General features: G+C 66.5%; 15 protein-coding genes. 7 read left to right on the top strand and 8 right to left on the bottom strand.

Going from position 1 to position 16288, the window contains the following annotated elements:
- Positions 1–57: 57 nt before the first annotated feature.
- Both L0976_RS02715 and L0976_RS02710 read left to right on the top strand, forming a co-directional pair.
- A complete protein-coding gene (locus L0976_RS02715) occupies positions 58–921 on the top strand; it encodes a DUF4432 family protein (RefSeq protein ID WP_234185988.1) in 864 nt (287 codons plus the stop codon).
- Positions 922–976: 55 nt separating this feature from the next.
- On the top strand, positions 977–1315 hold the full coding sequence (locus L0976_RS02710) for a TIGR01244 family sulfur transferase (RefSeq protein WP_234186206.1): 339 nt from the start codon (positions 977–979) through the stop codon (positions 1313–1315).
- 165 nt (positions 1316–1480) lie between these two features.
- Here L0976_RS02710 and L0976_RS02705 read toward each other — a convergent pair whose 3' ends face one another.
- The 4 genes from L0976_RS02705 to L0976_RS02690 form a co-directional block, all read right to left on the bottom strand.
- Positions 1481–3130, bottom strand: coding sequence for a thiamine pyrophosphate-binding protein (locus L0976_RS02705; RefSeq protein WP_234185987.1), 1650 nt, complete (start codon positions 3128–3130; stop codon positions 1481–1483).
- On the bottom strand, positions 3127–4323 hold the full coding sequence (locus L0976_RS02700; RefSeq protein ID WP_234185986.1) for a CaiB/BaiF CoA-transferase family protein: 1197 nt from the start codon (positions 4321–4323) through the stop codon (positions 3127–3129). The genes L0976_RS02705 and L0976_RS02700 overlap by 4 nt, the downstream gene beginning before the upstream one ends.
- Before the next feature lie 164 nt (positions 4324–4487).
- Entirely contained in the window at positions 4488–5432 is a 945-nt protein-coding gene (locus tag L0976_RS02695) for a DMT family transporter (protein WP_203319352.1), read from the bottom strand.
- Positions 5429–6388 (bottom strand): alpha/beta hydrolase, encoded by a 960-nt coding sequence (locus tag L0976_RS02690; RefSeq protein WP_234185985.1) that lies wholly within the window; start codon positions 6386–6388, stop codon positions 5429–5431. The genes L0976_RS02695 and L0976_RS02690 overlap by 4 nt, the downstream gene beginning before the upstream one ends.
- 172 nt (positions 6389–6560) lie before the next feature.
- Between L0976_RS02690 and L0976_RS02685 the strand changes: the two genes are divergently transcribed.
- From L0976_RS02685 to L0976_RS02665, 5 genes are all read left to right on the top strand, one after another.
- Positions 6561–7313 carry a ribonuclease gene (locus tag L0976_RS02685; protein WP_234185984.1) on the top strand — a complete coding sequence of 251 codons (753 nt, stop codon included), beginning with the start codon at positions 6561–6563 and terminating at the stop codon, positions 7311–7313.
- A gap of 114 nt (positions 7314–7427) precedes the next feature.
- On the top strand, positions 7428–9077 hold the full coding sequence (gene ettA / locus L0976_RS02680; RefSeq protein WP_234185983.1) for an energy-dependent translational throttle protein EttA: 1650 nt from the start codon (positions 7428–7430) through the stop codon (positions 9075–9077).
- A gap of 611 nt (positions 9078–9688) precedes the next feature.
- Entirely contained in the window at positions 9689–10696 is a 1008-nt protein-coding gene (locus L0976_RS02675; RefSeq protein WP_234185982.1) for a metalloregulator ArsR/SmtB family transcription factor, read from the top strand.
- A gap of 1 nt (position 10697) precedes the next feature.
- Positions 10698–11603, top strand: a complete 906-nt coding sequence (metF, locus tag L0976_RS02670) for a methylenetetrahydrofolate reductase [NAD(P)H] (protein WP_234185981.1) — start codon at positions 10698–10700, stop codon at positions 11601–11603.
- Positions 11604–11628: 25 nt separating this feature from the next.
- Positions 11629–11919 (top strand): hypothetical protein, encoded by a 291-nt coding sequence (locus L0976_RS02665; RefSeq protein WP_234185980.1) that lies wholly within the window; start codon positions 11629–11631, stop codon positions 11917–11919.
- Between the two features lie 163 nt (positions 11920–12082).
- On the opposite strand, the gene L0976_RS02660 is transcribed toward L0976_RS02665, so the two are convergent.
- The 4 genes from L0976_RS02660 to L0976_RS02645 form a co-directional block, all read right to left on the bottom strand.
- Complete coding sequence (locus tag L0976_RS02660) at positions 12083–12997, bottom strand: DMT family transporter (protein WP_234185979.1); 915 nt, start codon at positions 12995–12997, stop codon at positions 12083–12085.
- Positions 12998–13148: 151 nt separating this feature from the next.
- Positions 13149–14345 (bottom strand): lytic murein transglycosylase, encoded by a 1197-nt coding sequence (locus L0976_RS02655; protein WP_234185978.1) that lies wholly within the window; start codon positions 14343–14345, stop codon positions 13149–13151.
- Between the two features lie 117 nt (positions 14346–14462).
- Entirely contained in the window at positions 14463–15242 is a 780-nt protein-coding gene (locus tag L0976_RS02650) for a GH25 family lysozyme (RefSeq protein WP_234185977.1), read from the bottom strand.
- Positions 15243–15399: 157 nt separating this feature from the next.
- Positions 15400–16062 carry an outer membrane protein gene (locus L0976_RS02645; protein WP_203319344.1) on the bottom strand — a complete coding sequence of 221 codons (663 nt, stop codon included), beginning with the start codon at positions 16060–16062 and terminating at the stop codon, positions 15400–15402.
- Positions 16063–16288: the final 226 nt, after the last annotated feature.

Raw genomic sequence — 16288 nt, 5'->3', positions numbered from 1 at the left:
CGGCCCCGGGTTTGATCCTAGCATTGCGTCCTTCGATCCCTTCCGCCGGAGCCCCGGATGACCCTTGCCCTCAGCGCAGACACGCCCGACCATTCCTTCCGTCTCGACCTGACGCCGCAATCCGCGCTCGATGTCGCGGGCGCCGTCTTCCACGGCGTCGACATCGCACCGGGATCGGCCATTCCGTCCGACGGCGATCCGCGCATCGACAGGGCGCTGCCGGGATTTCTCTTCACCTGCGGGCCCGATCACATCCGCCACCCGGTGCCGGTGGAGGGGGCGGCGGACGGGCGGCGCTATCCGCTGCACGGCTCGCTCTCCTCCCATCCGGCGTGCAACATCCTGATCGAGGAGGACGAGGGCGAGGTGGTCTGCGAGGCGCGCGTTTCCGTTTCGCTGGCGCATGGCGGCTCGGCCGATCTTGCGCGGCGCTGGCGGGCCGACCGGCGGACGGGGCATATCACGCTCGACGATCTGGTCACCAATATCGGCGAGGAGCCCTGGCCGCCCTTCGCCATGTATCACATCAATTTCGGCACCGGCCTTTTCGACGAGGCCACGCGGCTGACCGGCGCCATGCTGCCCGGCGGCAGCCTGCCCTGGCGCTTCGGCGAGGGTGACATGACGATCTTCTGCGTGCCGGCGGCCAAAACGGCCGCGCACGGCTGGGCGGAGATCGCCGTCGGGCCGATCACCGCCCTCGGCGGGCGCAGCGTGCATATCCGCTTCCGCACGGATACGCTGCCCTATCTCCAGGTCTGGCGGAACCAGTCGCCGGGCTGCGCCGTGCTCGGCATCGAGCCGGTCTCCCACCGGCTCGCCCCGCGCGAGGAGCTGATCGCTTGCGGCGAGGCGCCCGATTTCCCGCCGGGCGGAAGCGTCGGCTACGGGCTTTCCTTCGAGGTGCGGCAGCACGATTGACGCCCCCGCGGCGCGGGCTTAAACGGTAGCCACCTGTTTCGGAAAGGACATGTCCATGGATATCCGCGAGATCAACGACGAGTATTCCGTCTCCGGCCAGATCACCGTCGAGGACCTCGACGCGATCGCCGCCATGGGCTTCAAGTCCATCGTATGCCATCGCCCGGACCACGAGGAGGCCGGCCAGCCGGAATTCTCCACCATTGCCGCCCGCGCGAAGGAACTGGGCATCGAGACGGCCCATGTGCCGGTCGGCCCGATGGGCGTGACGGCGGAGGCGGTGACCGGCATGGTCGACGCGCTCGACGAACTGCCGCGCCCGATGCTCGGCTACTGCCGCTCCGGCATGCGCTCGATGAAGACCTACGAGCAGACGCGGCACATTCGCGGGTAAGAGGCGCAGAGGTTTCGCCAGCGTCGTTCGTTGGGAGCCTCGCTTCACCCACCGTCGTCATCCTCGGCCTTGTGCCGAGGATCTGCCCACACATCGAATGATCGAAACATTGCAGATGCTCGGGACAGGCCCGAGGTGTGGTGAAGGGCTTTCCAGCCCCAAGCCTTACTTCCCCTCACGAATATCCGACAGCGTGCGCATCGGCGTGATCGCCTCGGGATCAAGCTTCACCTCGATGATCGCCGGCTTGCCGCTGGCGCGGGCGCGCAGGAAGGCGGCGGCGAAATCCTCCGTCTTCTCCACCGTCTCGCCATGGCCGCCATAGGCGACGGCAAGCGCCGCGAAATCCGGGTTGGTGAGGCCGGTGGCGCTGACGCGGCCGGGATATTCCCGCTCCTGGTGCATGCGGATCGTGCCGTAGATGCCGTTGTTGACGACGACGGTGATGATCGGCAGCTTGTAGCGCACGGCGGTCGCGAATTCCTGGCCGTGCATCATGAAGCAGCCGTCGCCGGCAAAGCAGATGACCTCGCGCTCCGGAAAGAGCTGCTTGGCCGCGACCGCGGCCGGCAGGCCGTAGCCCATCGAGCCGGAGGTCGGGGCGGCCTGCGTGCCGAAGCGGCGGAAGCGATGGAAGCGGTGCACCCAGGTGGCGTAGTTGCCGGCGCCGTTGGTGAAGATCGTGTCGTCGGCGGTGTTCTCCTCCAGCCAGGACATGATCGGCCCCATCTGCACGTCGCCCGGGCCGGCCGTCGGCGGCGTCGACCATTTCAGGTAGCTCTCATGCATGGCGGCGGTGCGGGCGGCCCAGCGCGGTGCTGTCTTCGGCGCAAGGCCGTCGAGGGCGGCGACGAAATCCTCCGGCGCGGCGCAGATGGCGAGGTCCGGGCGGTAGACGCGGCCGAGCTCGGAGGGATCGGGATAGACGTGCACCAGCTTCTGCTGCGGGTAGGGGCTCTGCAGCAGGCTGTAGGTCGCGGACGGCATTTCGGAATAGCGGCCGCCGAGCAGCAGCACGAGGTCGGCCTCGCGGATTTCCTTGCCCAGCGCCGGGTTGATGCCGATGCCGGAATCGCCGGTATAGTTCGGATGCTGGTGGTCGAACAGCATCTGGCGGCGGAACGAGCAGGAGACCGGCAGCGACCAGCGCTCGGCAAAGGCCGTGAAGGCTGCGACGCTCCCGTCCGACCAGCGCGTGCCGCCGAGGATGACGAGAGGGCGTTCGGCCTGTTCGAGGAGGCCGACGAGTTCTTCCACCTGCCTGCGGCCGGGATGGGCCTCCACCGGCGTATAGGCTTTCGCCTCGACCGCCTCGACCGCGTCCGTCAGCATGTCCTCCGGCAGGGCCAGCACGACCGGGCCGGGGCGGCCGGAGGTGGCGACGGCAAAGGCGCGGGTGACGAATTCGGGAATGCGGCGGGCGTCGTCGATCTCGGCCACCCATTTGGCGACCTCGGTGAAGGCGCGGCGGTATTCCACTTCCTGGAACGCCTCGCGCTCGCGCGCGTCGCGCTGCACCTGGCCGATGAAGAGGATCATCGGGATCGAATCCTGCCGTGCGATGTGCAGGCCCGCCGAGGCGTTCGTGGCGCCGGGGCCGCGCGTGACCATGCAGATGCCGGGCTGGCCGGTAAGCCGGCCCCAGCAATCGGCCATCATCGCCGCGCCGCCTTCCTGGCGGCAGACGAGCACGTCGATGTCGGTGTCGTGCAGCGCGTCGAGCACCGCGAGATAGCTTTCGCCCGGCACGCAGGCGATGCGCCTGACGCCGTTGGCTACGAGGGCGTCGACGATGAGCTGGCCGCCGGTCTTCATGCGCTTTTCTTTCCTGCTTCGAGGGATTGCAGCTCCGCCATCACGGCGTCGGTGTGTTCGCCGAGCCGCGGGCTCGGGCGGTCGTAGACGAGGGGGGTGCCGGAGAAGACGATGGGCGTGCGCACGCCGGGAATGAGGTTGCCGTCGGCATCCGGCAGGTCGACGCGCAGGCCCCTGGCCTTGACCTGCGGATCGTCGAAGGTCTCGGCGATGGAGTTGATCGGCCCGGCCGGGACGCCCTCGCGCTCGCAGGCCGCCAGCAGCTCCGCCTTGGGAATTGCCGCCGTTGCGCCGGTTACGCGGCGGCGCACCTCCTCGCGGTTGGCGACGCGGGCGCGGTTGGTGGCGAAGTGCTCGTCGTCCGCGACGCCGTCGAGTTTCAGGATGCCGCAGAGCTTGCGGAACTGGCCGTCATTGCCGACGGCGAGGATGATGTGTCCATCGGACGTCGGCACGACCTCGTAGGGCGAGATGTTGGGATGCGCGTTGCCGAGCCGCACCGGCGCCTTGCCGGAGGCGAGGAAGTTCATGTTCTGGTTCGCCATGACGGCAGACTGCACGTCGAGCAGCGCCATGTCGACATGCTGGCCCCTCCCGGTCTTCATGACGTGGATAAGCGCGGCCTGGATGGCGGCGACGGCATAGATGCCCGTGAAGATGTCGGCGATGGCGACGCCCGCCTTCATCGGCTCGCCGTCCGGTGCGCCCGTCACGGACATGAAGCCGGACATGCCCTGCACGATATAGTCGTAGCCGGCGCGGGCGGCATAGGGGCCGTCCTGGCCGAAGCCTGTGATGGAGCAATAGACGAGCTTGGGGTGCGTTGCCGCAAGGCTCTCGTAGTCGAGACCGTATTTGGTGAGGCCGCCGACCTTGAAGTTCTCGATCACCACGTCGGCCGTCGCGATGAGGCGGTGGACGGTCTTGCGCCCTTCCTCCGTCTTGAGATCGACGGCGATGGAGCGCTTTCCCCGGTTGGTGGAGTGATAGTAGGCGGCCGAGAGGTTCTCGCCGTCCTTGCCCGTGACGAAGGGCGGGCCCCAGGCACGCGTATCGTCGCCGCCGTCGGGATTTTCGATCTTGATGACGTCGGCGCCGAGGTCCGCCAGCATCTGGCCGGCCCAGGGACCGGCGAGAACCCGCGCCAGCTCGATGACCCTTATGCCGGCAAGCGGCAGGTTCGACTTTTCCATCGTGCACTCCCTTCCCGGCACGCATGCAAGGGTGCCCGCCGGGCTTTTTCCCATTTTGCCTTGGATAACAAAAAGCCGGAAGGCAGGATAGCGGCGGGCGCGGGTGACATCATGACGGGTTCGACTGACTTGATGCCTGCCATGCGCGCCGGCTTTTCCTTTCGTCAGATCGGCGTGGAGACGGTGGGGATCGTCGCCGTCTTGTTGAGCCGGCGCTCGCGCCAGATGACGTAGAGGCCGGAACCGATGATGATGGCGATGCCGAGCCATTTCACCGCGTCCGGCAGATGGCCGAAGACCCACCAGCCGAGGATCGTCGCCGAGACGATCTCCAGATATTGCAGCGGCGCGAGCGTGGAGGCGGGCGCGGCGCGATAGGCATAGACGCCGAGCACGCCGGCAATGGTGGCGGCAACGGCGGCGCCCGCGATATAGAACGTATGCTTCATGTCGGGCAGGACCGGCGTGAGCATGGCGATGCCCGCCTTGCCGCCGACGACGAGCAGCAGGCCGGCAAAGAGGGCGCCCCATAACCCGGCATAGAACTGCATCGACCACGGGTCCTCCTTCTGCGCGACGAGCCGGGTCAGAAGGAAAAAGAGCGCGAGCGAGAAGGCGGCGACGACAGGCAGGAGGGCGATGAGGCCAACCTCCTGCAGGCTCGGCTGGATGACGAGCAGCGAGCCGAGGAAACCGACGGCGCAGGCCGTATAGCGCCGCCAGCCGATCGTCTCCTTGAGGAAGATGGAGCCGAGGATGGTGAGGATGATCGGCTCGACGAAGAAGATGGCGATGGCGTCCGCCACCTCCATCACCGCCAGCGGCGTGACGAAGCTGATCATGGTGATGGCCATCAGCAGGCCGCGGGCGGCGTGCAGGCCCATCTTGCTCCAACTCACGTCGAACAGCGAGCCGCGCATCAGGCAGATGGGACCCAGCACCGTCATCTGGAAGAGCAGGCGCACGAAGGTGATCTCCGTCGCCGGCACGGCGGTGACGGCGAGCTTGGCGAAGATGTCGATGATCGGCGAGACGAGCACCGAGAGCACCATGAGGAGGAGCCCGAGGCTCACCTCGTTGCGCAGCGGCGTTGCGGCGGTCGTGGTCATGCTTTTTCCGGCAGCCGGCGCCTTTCCTCGACAACCCGGCGACACCAGCCGGCAAAGGCGTCGATGGCGGGATCGCGCAGCGCCGGGCTTTCGTTCAGCGTCTCGTGACGCATGCCGCGATAGACGATCGCGGTGACGTCCTCAAGCCGCGATTTCTTGAGCCGTCCGGCAAAGGCGCGCGTTGCCCGGCCGTAATCGGTCGCGGGATCCTCGTCGCCGCCGGCAAGGTGAATGGGAAGCGTCTTCGGCAGGCGCGCCAGTCCCTCGGACGAGGCCCCGGAGAAGGTGATGGCGAAGATGTCGATCCAGAGCGAGACGTTGGCGTCGAAGCCGCAGAGCGGGTCGGCGACATAGGCGTCGACCTCGCCCGCCTCGTGCGACAGCCAGTCGAATGCCGTCCGCCGGCCGGGGATGGACCTGCCCCAGGCGCCGAAGGTGAGCCTCGGCAGGAGGGCGCTCGGCACGTCCGATCCCTTCAGCATGCGCTCGGCCGCCAGGACCACCTGCGCCAGCCGCCCGGCAGGCCCCGGTTCGAGGTTCGAATTCCAGACGGCGAGCGCATCGATGTCGGCGGGGTGCGCCTCGGCGAAGGCGAGCGCCAGGAGGCCGCCCATCGAATGGCCGAAGAGCACGACCGGCAGGCCGGGATGCCGGTCGACCGCATGCGTACGCACGGCGTGCATGTCCGTGAGGACGGGGGCGATGCCGTTCCGCGGCGCGAACTGGCCGCGCGGCGCATCCGGGGCGGTGGTGAAGCCGTGGCCGCGATGGTCGTTGGCATAGACATGGAAGCCTTCCGACGCCATGCGGGCGGCGAAGGGCGCGTAGCGCGCGCTGTGCTCGGCAAGGCCGTGACTGAGAAGGAGGATGCCGCGCGCTTCGCCGCGCGCCGGCGCGTGCCGGACCGCCAGCGCCGCCCCGCTCGGGCTTTTCAGCGTCTGCGCTTGTGAAAACACGGCTCTCCTCCCGTTTGCAAGAGGTCAACGCGATTTGCCATGCAAAGACAATGGGATGCGGCGTGTATTTTTGCATTTGCACCCGTATTTCGCGATTTTCATGATTCATGGTTGCGTTTTATGGATTTTTGGTTGTATATGATCTTGTTTTGTTCTCTTTCGGGAGCCCGTCATGAAGACGAAAACCGCCTCGCTTTCCCAGGTCGCATCTGCCTTTCTCATTGCGTGTGTCTCCTTTTTCCTGGCGTGCGGCCTCGCCGCCGCCCAGTCGGCGCCCGAGGGTGGCGGGGGAAAAGAGGTGCTCTCCGTCGGCTGGCAATCCGGCTATTGCGCCGCGCGACCGAAGAGCCGGGGCTGCACGGATTTCTCCGCCACGTCCGCGGCCGCGCAGCGGTTCTCGCTCAACAGCCGTTTCCTGATACGCCGGAGCTATTGCGGCATAGAGGACGGCGTCAGGCAGCAGGCCCGCAAGGGCAAGTGGACGGACCTGCCCGAGATCACGCTCGCTTCGGGCACGCGGGAGCGCCTGCTTGCGGCCATGCCCGCCGCCCGCGTCGGAATGGACCGACAGCAGTGGCTGAGAAGCGGCAGTTGCGTCACCACCTCGGCGGAAGCCTATTACAGCCGCTCGCTGGATCTGCTCGACCAGTTCAACGCGTCGCCGGTGCCGTCGCTCTTCGCCGGCAAGGCCGGCGGGGCGATAACGCTCGCCGAAGTCCGCGCCGCCTTCGACAAGGCCTTCGGCCCCGGTGCCGGCGAGCGCGTGCGGCTTACCTGCCGCAAGGCGGGGGACAGGACCGTCGTCATCGGCCTCACCATCGGCCTTGCCGCCGGCGAGGGCCCGCTTTCGCAACTCATCGGCGGCGCGTCCCCGACGAAATCGCGGTGCACCGAGGGGTTCACGGGGGCAGGGCAGGCGGGATAGCGGTTACGGGGCGGGCTTTCCGCCGGTGTCGGGTCCCGCGGCTTTCGCAGATTGCCGCGGGCGGAGAATTCGCCTACATAGCGGGCAAATTTGTCCGATCCGGAGCGCGTTTTCATGGCACGTCAGTTCATCTATCACATGTCTGGGCTCAACAAGGCCTATGGCAACAAGAAGATCCTCGAGAACATCCACCTGTCCTTCTACCCGGATGCCAAGATCGGCATCCTCGGCCCGAACGGCGCGGGCAAGTCGACCGTGCTGCGCATCATGGCCGGGCTCGACAAGGAGTTCACGGGCGAGGCGTGGCTGGCCGAAGGCGCGACGCTCGGCTACCTGCCGCAGGAGCCGCAGCTCGATGCCTCGAAGACCGTGCTGGAGAACGTCATGGAGGGCGTCGCCCCCAAGAAGGCGATCCTCGACCGCTACAACGAACTGATGATGAACTATTCCGACGAGACGGCGGACGAGGGCGCGAAGCTCCAGGACATCATCGACAGCCAGAACCTCTGGGACCTCGACAGCCAGGTCGAGATGGCGATGGACGCGCTGCGCTGCCCGCCGGGCGATTCGGGCGTGGAAAGCCTGTCGGGCGGTGAAAAGCGCCGCGTGGCGCTCTGCAAGCTGCTGCTTGCCCAGCCGGACCTGCTGCTGCTCGACGAACCGACCAACCATCTCGACGCCGAGACGATCGCCTGGCTCGAAAAGCACCTGCGCGAATATCCGGGCTCCGTGCTGATGATCACCCACGACCGCTACTTCCTCGACAACGTCACGGGCTGGATCCTCGAGCTCGACCGCGGCCGCGGCATTCCCTACGAGGGCAACTATTCCGCCTACCTCCAGGCCAAGGCCAAGCGCATGGCGCAGGAGGAGCGCGAGGAGGGCAGCCGCCAGAAGGCGCTGTCGCGCGAGCAGGAATGGATCGCCTCCTCGCCGAAGGCCCGCCAGGCCAAGTCCAAGGCGCGTATCAGGGCCTATGACGAACTGGTCAAGGCCGCCGCGGACCGCCGCCCCGGCGACGCGCAGATCGTCATCCCGGTCGGCGAGCGCCTCGGCAACACGGTCATCGAGGCGGAAAACCTCACCAAGGCCTATGGCGACCGCGTGCTCATCGAGAACCTCACCTTCAAGCTGCCACCCGGCGGCATCGTCGGCGTCATCGGCCCGAACGGCGCCGGCAAGACGACGTTGTTCCGCATGATCACCGGCCAGGAAAAGCCGGATTCCGGCTCGATCACCGTCGGCGAGACGGTCGATCTCGGCTATGTCGACCAGAGCCGCGACGCGCTCGACGGCAACAAGACCGTCTGGGAGGAGATCTCCGGCGGCAGCGACGTGCTCAAGCTCGGCAAGCACGAGGTCAACAGCCGCGCCTATTGCGGCGCCTTCAACTTCAAGGGCGGCGACCAGCAGCAGAAGGTCGGCACGCTCTCGGGCGGCCAGCGCAACCGCGTGCACCTCGCCAAGATGCTGAAGGGCGGCTACAACGTCCTCCTGCTCGACGAACCGACCAACGACCTCGACACGGAAACGCTGGCCGCACTCGAGGACGCGCTGGAAAACTTCGCCGGCTGCGCCGTCATCATCTCGCACGACCGCATGTTCCTCGACCGCCTCGCCACCCACATCCTCTCCTTCGAGGGCGACAGCCATGTGGAATGGTTCGAGGGCAACTTCGAGGACTACGAGCAGGACAAGATCCGCCGCCTCGGCGCCGATTCGGTCAACCCGAAGCGCGTGACCTACAAGCGCCTGACCCGCTGAGCGGGGCGGTATCGCGGAACAAGGCGTGCGGGCCCCCTTGGCGGGCGATGCCCCTCATCCGCCTGCCGGCACCGTCTCCCCACAGGCGGGGAGACGGGACAAGCCGGGCCGGTTTCCCCACAGCGCCGTTGCTGGTGGAGAGCGCGGCCTTGCCTCCTCTTGGAACCTGGAATTTGCTCCCCGGGCCGGCCGGTCGGGGGAGATTGGCGACCAAGCCCGACAATTCCGAGAGCTTGAAGCTCGTGGGAGAGCGTGGGACAGGATTGCCAGGATGTCCCAGGCCCGTGCGGTCGCTTGGGCCAGGCTCCGGCCGGGGACCAGGCCCGCTATGCGCAAGAATGGGCCAGCGAAGTTCTCGACAAACGCCTCGTTCCAAAGCCCCTTGCCGTCGTGCAATTCAAGATAGTCGCCCTCCCCGCAGGCAGGGAGAAGGCCGCGGCAGGGGGATGAGGGCCCCCGCCCTGCAATGTCTTTCAACGCTCGTAGGAAAACCCCGGTTCGCCGGGGTTTTTCTTTGGGCCTGTTGATGGGAAGATCGGCGACACGGATTGGCTCTTGCGCAATGCGGGTTAATCACATAAACATATCTTTATGTCTTGATTGGAAACGTCATGGGCGACACGCAGAAACTCGGACTGGACGACATCGTGGAGATCCTGAAGGCGGCGGGCGAGCCGACGCGCCTTCGCCTTCTTGCGCTGCTGTCGCACGGCGACCTGACGGTGACGGACCTTACCGACATTCTCGGCCAGTCGCAGCCGCGCATCTCGCGCCACCTGAAGCTTCTTGCCGAGGCCGCGCTCGTCGATCGCTACCAGGAAGGCGCCTGGGCGTTCTTCCGGCTGAGCCAGGCAGGGGAGGCCGTCTCGCTTGCCCGCCGGCTTCTCGACGCCACCGATCCCGCGGACGCGGTCTTCGCCCGCGACGACGAGCGGCTGCGGGCACTGAAAAAGGTCCGCTCCGACAAGGCGCAGGCCTATTTCAGCCGCAACGCGGCCGAATGGGACGCGGTACGGCGCCTGCATGTCAGCGAGGCGGAAGTCGAGGCGATGCTTGCCGAGATGATCGGCACGGAGCCGGTCGACGCCTTCCTCGACCTCGGCACCGGCACGGGGCGCATCCTGCAACTCTTCGAAGGGCTGTACCGGCGCGGCGTCGGCGTCGACGCCAGCCGCGACATGCTGGCGGTCGCCCGCGCCAATCTCGACCGGGCCGGCATCACCAAGGCCTCGATCCGCCACGGCGACATCTTCAACCTGCCGCTGGAGCGCGACGAATTCGGCGTCGTGACGATCCACCAGGTGCTGCACTTCCTCGACGAGCCGGATGCGGCGGTGGTGGAAGCCGCGCGCATGCTGGCGCCGGGCGGGCGGCTCGCCATCATCGACCTTGCCCCGCACGCGCTGGAGCACCTGCGCGACGAGCACGCCCATATCCGCCTCGGCTTCTCGCACCAGACCATGTCCGAATGGCTGGAGAAGGCGGGCCTTGCCGTCGAAGCGGTCGTCGATCTCAAACCCGCGCATTCGGCCGCCGATGCGCTCACCGTGACCATATGGCTTGCCCGCGACCAGCGCGAACAGGCGGCCGACCCTATCGCGATCCGCAGGAGGAGTTGACATGAAGCCGGCGACCGCCATCCCAGCCCGCAAGGATATCCGTCTGTCCTTCGAATTCTTCCCGCCCAAGACGGCGGAGGCCGAAGGCCAGCTCTGGGAAACGGCCGCCGAGCTCTCGGCCTATGCGCCGCGCTTCATGTCGGTCACCTATGGCGCCGGCGGTTCCACCAAGGCGCCGACGCTGGCGACCGTGCGCCAGCTCCTGAAGATGGGCCTGCCGGCCGCCTCGCACCTGACCTGCGTTGGGGCGACGAGGGAGGAGGTGCATGCCGTCGTCGCGGAATTCCAGGCGGTCGGCGTGAAGCACTTCGTCGCGCTTCGGGGCGATCCGCCGGGCGGCGTCGGCGCGCCCTACCAGCCGCATCCGGGCGGCTATGCCAATGCGGCCGAACTGGTCGCGGGCCTGCGCGGGATCGCCGATTTCGAGATTTCCGTTTCCGCCTATCCGGAAAAGCATCCGCAAAGTCCCGACGTCGCCGCCGACATCGACATGCTCAAGCGCAAGGTGGATGCGGGCGCGACGCGCGCGCTCACCCAGTTCTTCTTCGAGAACGACGATTTCGAGCGTTACCTCGAGCGCGTGCGCAAGGCCGGCATAGCGATCCCGGTCCTGCCGGGCATCCTGCCGGTGCACAACCTGGCGCAGGTCCGCAAGTTCGCCGGCCTTTGCGGCGCCACCGTGCCCGGCTGGCTGGCGGACCGTCTCGGCCCGATCGACGACCGGCCGCAGGAGCGGGCCGCCGTGGCGGTGGAACTGGCGATCCGCCAGGTGGAGGACCTCATCGCCCGCGGCATCGGCGAGTTCCACTTCTATACGATGAACAGGGCGAGCCTTGTTTCGCAGGTGTGCGACGGCGTCGGCTTTGCGAAGATCGACCGGAGCCGGGCGGCCGGCGCCGCGGCCTGACGCGAACCATCAGCCGGAAACGAAAATGCATGGCACCGTCTCCGGAGCCATGCATATTCTTGAATGGGTTTCGGCAGGGCTTGTCGTTTTTGTCCCTGACCCTTCTGCTCGCTTATCGCCTCAGATGAATAGCATCGTCGCGATGAAGAGGAACGCTGCACTGATCATCAAAACATTCAAGGAATGTGTGAGTCCCATCGGCTTACCTCCTTGCGTTTACGGTCCGATATTACGACCGAAAAAAGCGGGTTGGAAAGGTGTTTTGTTGCTGCACTGCAACATCCGGGCTGCGCCGGACGGTTATTCACAACGCTAACCTGCTGAATTACCTCCCTTATTATGCGCGCCACAAAAAATTCACAATCCCTACCGAATGACGAATGCCGACAGAGTGCATTTACCAATGTGGCGCAAATCGGGTCGGCAATCGGCACCAGTCCCATGAAAAGGCCGCAAAGGGCGCTTTGTTCCCGCCTCCCTCAGGAGGGCCGCAGGCGGGCGAGGGCGCGTCCGTCCAGCACGACGAGGCCGAGAAGCACGAGCACCATGCCGAGGATGCCGAGCGGCGTCAGCCGTTCCCCGAGGAAGAGCATGCCGGAGAGAATCGCGCTCGGCGGCACGAGCAGCGTCACCAGCGAGGTGTTGGTCGCCCCGGCTGCCGCCATGATCCGGAAGAACAGGATGTAGCCGTAGGCGGTGGACAGGAGCGCCAGCGCCAGCACGGCGAGGATCGCCGACAGCGGGGGCAGGGCAAGCTGCCAGGGCGAATCGAGCATGAGCGACACGGGCAGCATCAACAGCGTCGAGGCGCTGAGCTGGCCGGCGGCGATGACGGGCGGCGCGACACCGCGGAACCGCTTGCCGTAGGTCGCCGCAAGGCCGTAGGAGGCCGCGGCGAGCACGGGCAGGACGAGCGCCCAGAGCGGCGGGCCGCCGTCGCCGGCAAAGGGCGCGAGCGCGCGCGGGCCGATCAGCACGGCGGTGCCGAGGAAGCCGATCAGGCAGCCGGCGATCTTTTCCGGCGAGAGCTTCTCGTCCGCCGTCATGCGGTTGGCGATGAGCACGGTGAAGATCGGCGTGGTGGCGTTGAGGATGGAGGCGAGGCCCGCGCCGATCTGCGTCTGGCCGAGGAAGATCAGCATGTGCGGCACGGCATTGTTGACGAGGCCGAGCAGCAGGAACTCGCGCCAGCGGGCGCGGAGCGTCGCGTAGATGTCGAAACGGCCCGCGATGTAGACATGCAGGGCGAGCGCCGCGATGCCGACGCGCAGCAGCACCAGCGTTGCCGGCGGCACATGGGCGACCGCGATTCGGGCGAAGAAGAACGAGCCGCCCCAGATCATGCCGAGAAGCGCCAGCAGGCCCCAGGTCCGGGCGTTCATGCGGGTTGCCATGGCCGATTGCTGCATCGTTTCCCCCGGAGACATCCGGCAGGCGGATGCGGAAAGACAAGAAGAGCGGCGCCGTCCGGCTTCGACCGGGCATGCGCCGCTCAGGTCATGAACGTCCTATCGCAGCGGGTGGCGGCTTGCCACCCGATTCCTGTCAGAGGGCGGAGAGGAGGGCCTGGGTCGCCCAGCCGTCGGCCGGCAGGCCGAGGCGGAGCTGCTCCTTCTGGATCGCCGCGCGGGTGCCGGAGCCGAGGATGCCGTCGATCTTGCCGACGTCATGGCCGAGGCCCTGCAGCTTGGTCTGGAGCTGCTTCATGCCGTCTTCGGAAAGGCCTTCCTCCGGGTTGCCGTGCTCATAGGGCGGGGCGCCGGCAAGACGGGTCGCGAAATAGGCGGCCGACGTCGTGTAGATGAAGGACTGGTTCCAAGAAAGATAGATGTTGAAATTCGGATAGGTGATGAAGGCGGGGCCCTTGCGGCCCTGCGGCAGCACCAGCGAGGCCTCCAGGTTGCCGAAGGAGGTGTCGCCGTCGCGCGGCGTGACGCCGAGCGCGAACCAGTCGCCGGCCTTCATGCCCGGCTGCAGGCCGGTCTTCTCGAAGGGCAGGACCTCGGGCACGGAGACTTCCTGGATCCACGGCTGGCCCTTCACGAAGCCGAGATGCTGGATGAACTTGGCCGCCGTGAGGATTGCGTCCGGCGCGCTCTTCTTGACGTCGATATGGCCGTTATTGTCGCCGTCGACGCCGAATTCGATGATGTCCTTCGGCAGCATCTGCACCTGGCCGATCTCGCCAGCCCAGGCGCCCGTCGTGCCGTTCGGATCGAGGTCGCCGTGGCCGACCATCTCGATGGCGGCGAGAAGCTGCGGACGGAAGATCTCGGGGCGGCGGCAGTCGTGGGAGAGCGTCACGAGCGCGTTGCGGGTGTTGAAATCGCCCTGCACGGCGCCGAAATCGGTCTCCATGGCCCAGAAAGCCGCGATGATCGGGCCGGGGACGCCGAATTCCTGCTCGGCGCGGGCGAAGACGTCGGCGAGGTCCTTCAGCTTCTTGCGGCCGATGTCGAGGCGGGACTGGCTGACCGTGCGCTTGGAGAATTCGAGGAAGGTCTGGCGGAAGACGCCCTGTGCCCGGTCGCGCGACAGCACCTTCTGGTCGATGGCGGCGCCGGCAAGCGCCCTGTCGGCGACCTCGGCGGAAACGCCGCGCCCCTGCGCCTCGGCCTTCACGCCTTCCAGGAAGGCCGCGAGATCGCCGCCGCAGGCGGGGGCCGTCTGGGCGTGCGCGCTGCCGGCCAGAAGAATGGCTGCAAGGCCTGCCGAAAGTGTCGTCTTCAGGTTCTGCCGCATCACAATGCTCCTTGATCCGTTGCTGGGCCCGGCTGTCTCAGATGAATGTGACGGAAGCAAGAAGAAAAAGGCAAGCGCGGCGTGCTGCCGCTCTTTCTCGCGCCTGTGTTGCAGCCGTCAGCGGGAGACCGAGGCCATCCACTTGTTCCAGTTCCTGGCCGAGCCGGCGAAGACGTTGATGTCCGTGTTCGTCGAGATGCCGGGGACGACGCCCGTCGAGGTATATTGCCAGAAGGCCCATTTGCGTGCCGGGTAGATATTCTCCGGGTGGTTGGCGACCGAGCGCAGCCAGAAGTGATAGCCTTCGAAATGCCCGACGAGGTTGTCGCGGTGGAAGTCGACCGTGGTGTAGATGATCGGCCGCTTGCCGTAGTGGGCTTCGAGGCGGTCCATGAAACGCTGCAGGGCGGTGCGCACCTCGCCTGCCGGCGGGCGGATCTTGCAGGTGGGCGAGGCGGGGTTCCATTCGGCGTCCAGCACCGGCGGAAGCTGCACGGCTTCCTTCGGCACGTTGGCGATGAACCAGTCGGCCTGCGCATCCGCCGTCGAGCAGAAATAATAGAAATGGTAGGGCGCATGGGCGACGCCGGCCGCCTTTGCGCCGCGCCAGTAGTCGGAAAAGCGGCTGTCGATGCGGTCCGTTCCCTCGGTCGCCTTCAGGAAGGCGAAGGCGACGCCGCCTTTCCTCACCGCCGGCCAGTCGATGTCGCCGTTCCACTTGGACACGTCGATGCCGTGCACCTCGTGGCGATGGGGATTGCGCGCGCCGAAATCCTGCGGGTCCTTGTCCTCGAAGCGCGGGGGCACGGACGCGGTGGACACGAGGTCGTAATCGGTGGTGGAGCAGGACGTGGCGAGGAGGGCGAGGGGCAGGAGGGCCAGAATGAACCGACGCATGGAAGTCCCGTTGTTGCGCGTTTACCAATCCTGCCTCGAATGGACCGGGCCGTAAAGGGGAGCGCGCGAGACGGGTCCTCGACCTATCGCGCATTTTCGTAAAATTACGGTTAGCGGGACGTTAAGCCGGGGCGATGTGCGCGCCCCGGCCTGAACGTCAGAACTTCATGCTCACGCCGAGCATGATGGAATGCGAATCGATGTCGCCATCCGAGCCGGCAACGCCGAAGATGTCGGACTTGTTGTAGTCCGAATAGCGATATTCGATACGTCCCGCCACGTTGTCGGTGAAGGCGTGCTCGACACCTGCGCCGATGGTCCAGCCGTGGAAGGTTTCCTTTTCCCTCGCGCCGGTGGTGACATCCGTCAGCTTGGCGTTGGTGAAGGCATAGCCGCCGGTGCCGTAGATCAGCGTCCGGTCGATGGCGTAGCCGAGGCGGGCGCGAACGGAGCCGCCCCAGGTCGTCTCATATTCGAAGGGAAGCCCCCCGCTCGTGAAGCGCTCGTCGTTGAAGTCGCGCTTGACGTCGGCTTCGACACCGTAGACCCAGCCATTGTTGAAGAAATTATAGCCGGCATAGGCACCGACGGCCCAGCCGTCCATGCTGTGGCTGCCCGGCAACCCGCCGGTATAGTCGCCGTCCGTCCAGGCATAGCCCGTATTCAAGCCGACATAGAAGCCGCCCCAGTCGTAGACGCCCGCCACCTCGGTGATCGGTGTTTCCACCGGCGGTTCGGCGACGGTCATATCGGCTGCGAAAGCCGGCAGCGTACCCGCAGTTACCAGGATGCCGGCGGCACCGATGATCATGGATTTCATGTGATGGTCCTTCCCACTCGTTAGACGCGCGAGCCCCACGCACGAATGACAACAACCCTCCCAACGCGCGAACGGCGCCGAGGTTCCCAAAAAATTCCCCCTCGAATCTGGGGGGCAAACGCGAACGCCCCCTTAACACTCTGTCATTCTTTGTCGGCTAGAACATCGGGCAGGCCATATGGCCGGGCTGCACCCTGTTGTCATGATAACAACGGTTTAGGGTTAC

The sequence above is a fragment of the Shinella sp. NM-101 genome (assembly GCF_021401195.1).
In the GTDB taxonomy this organism is placed as follows: Bacteria; Pseudomonadota; Alphaproteobacteria; order Rhizobiales; family Rhizobiaceae; genus Shinella.
The sequence above is the reverse complement of the archived record's forward strand: the minus strand, read 5'-3'. Positions and strand labels throughout refer to the sequence as shown.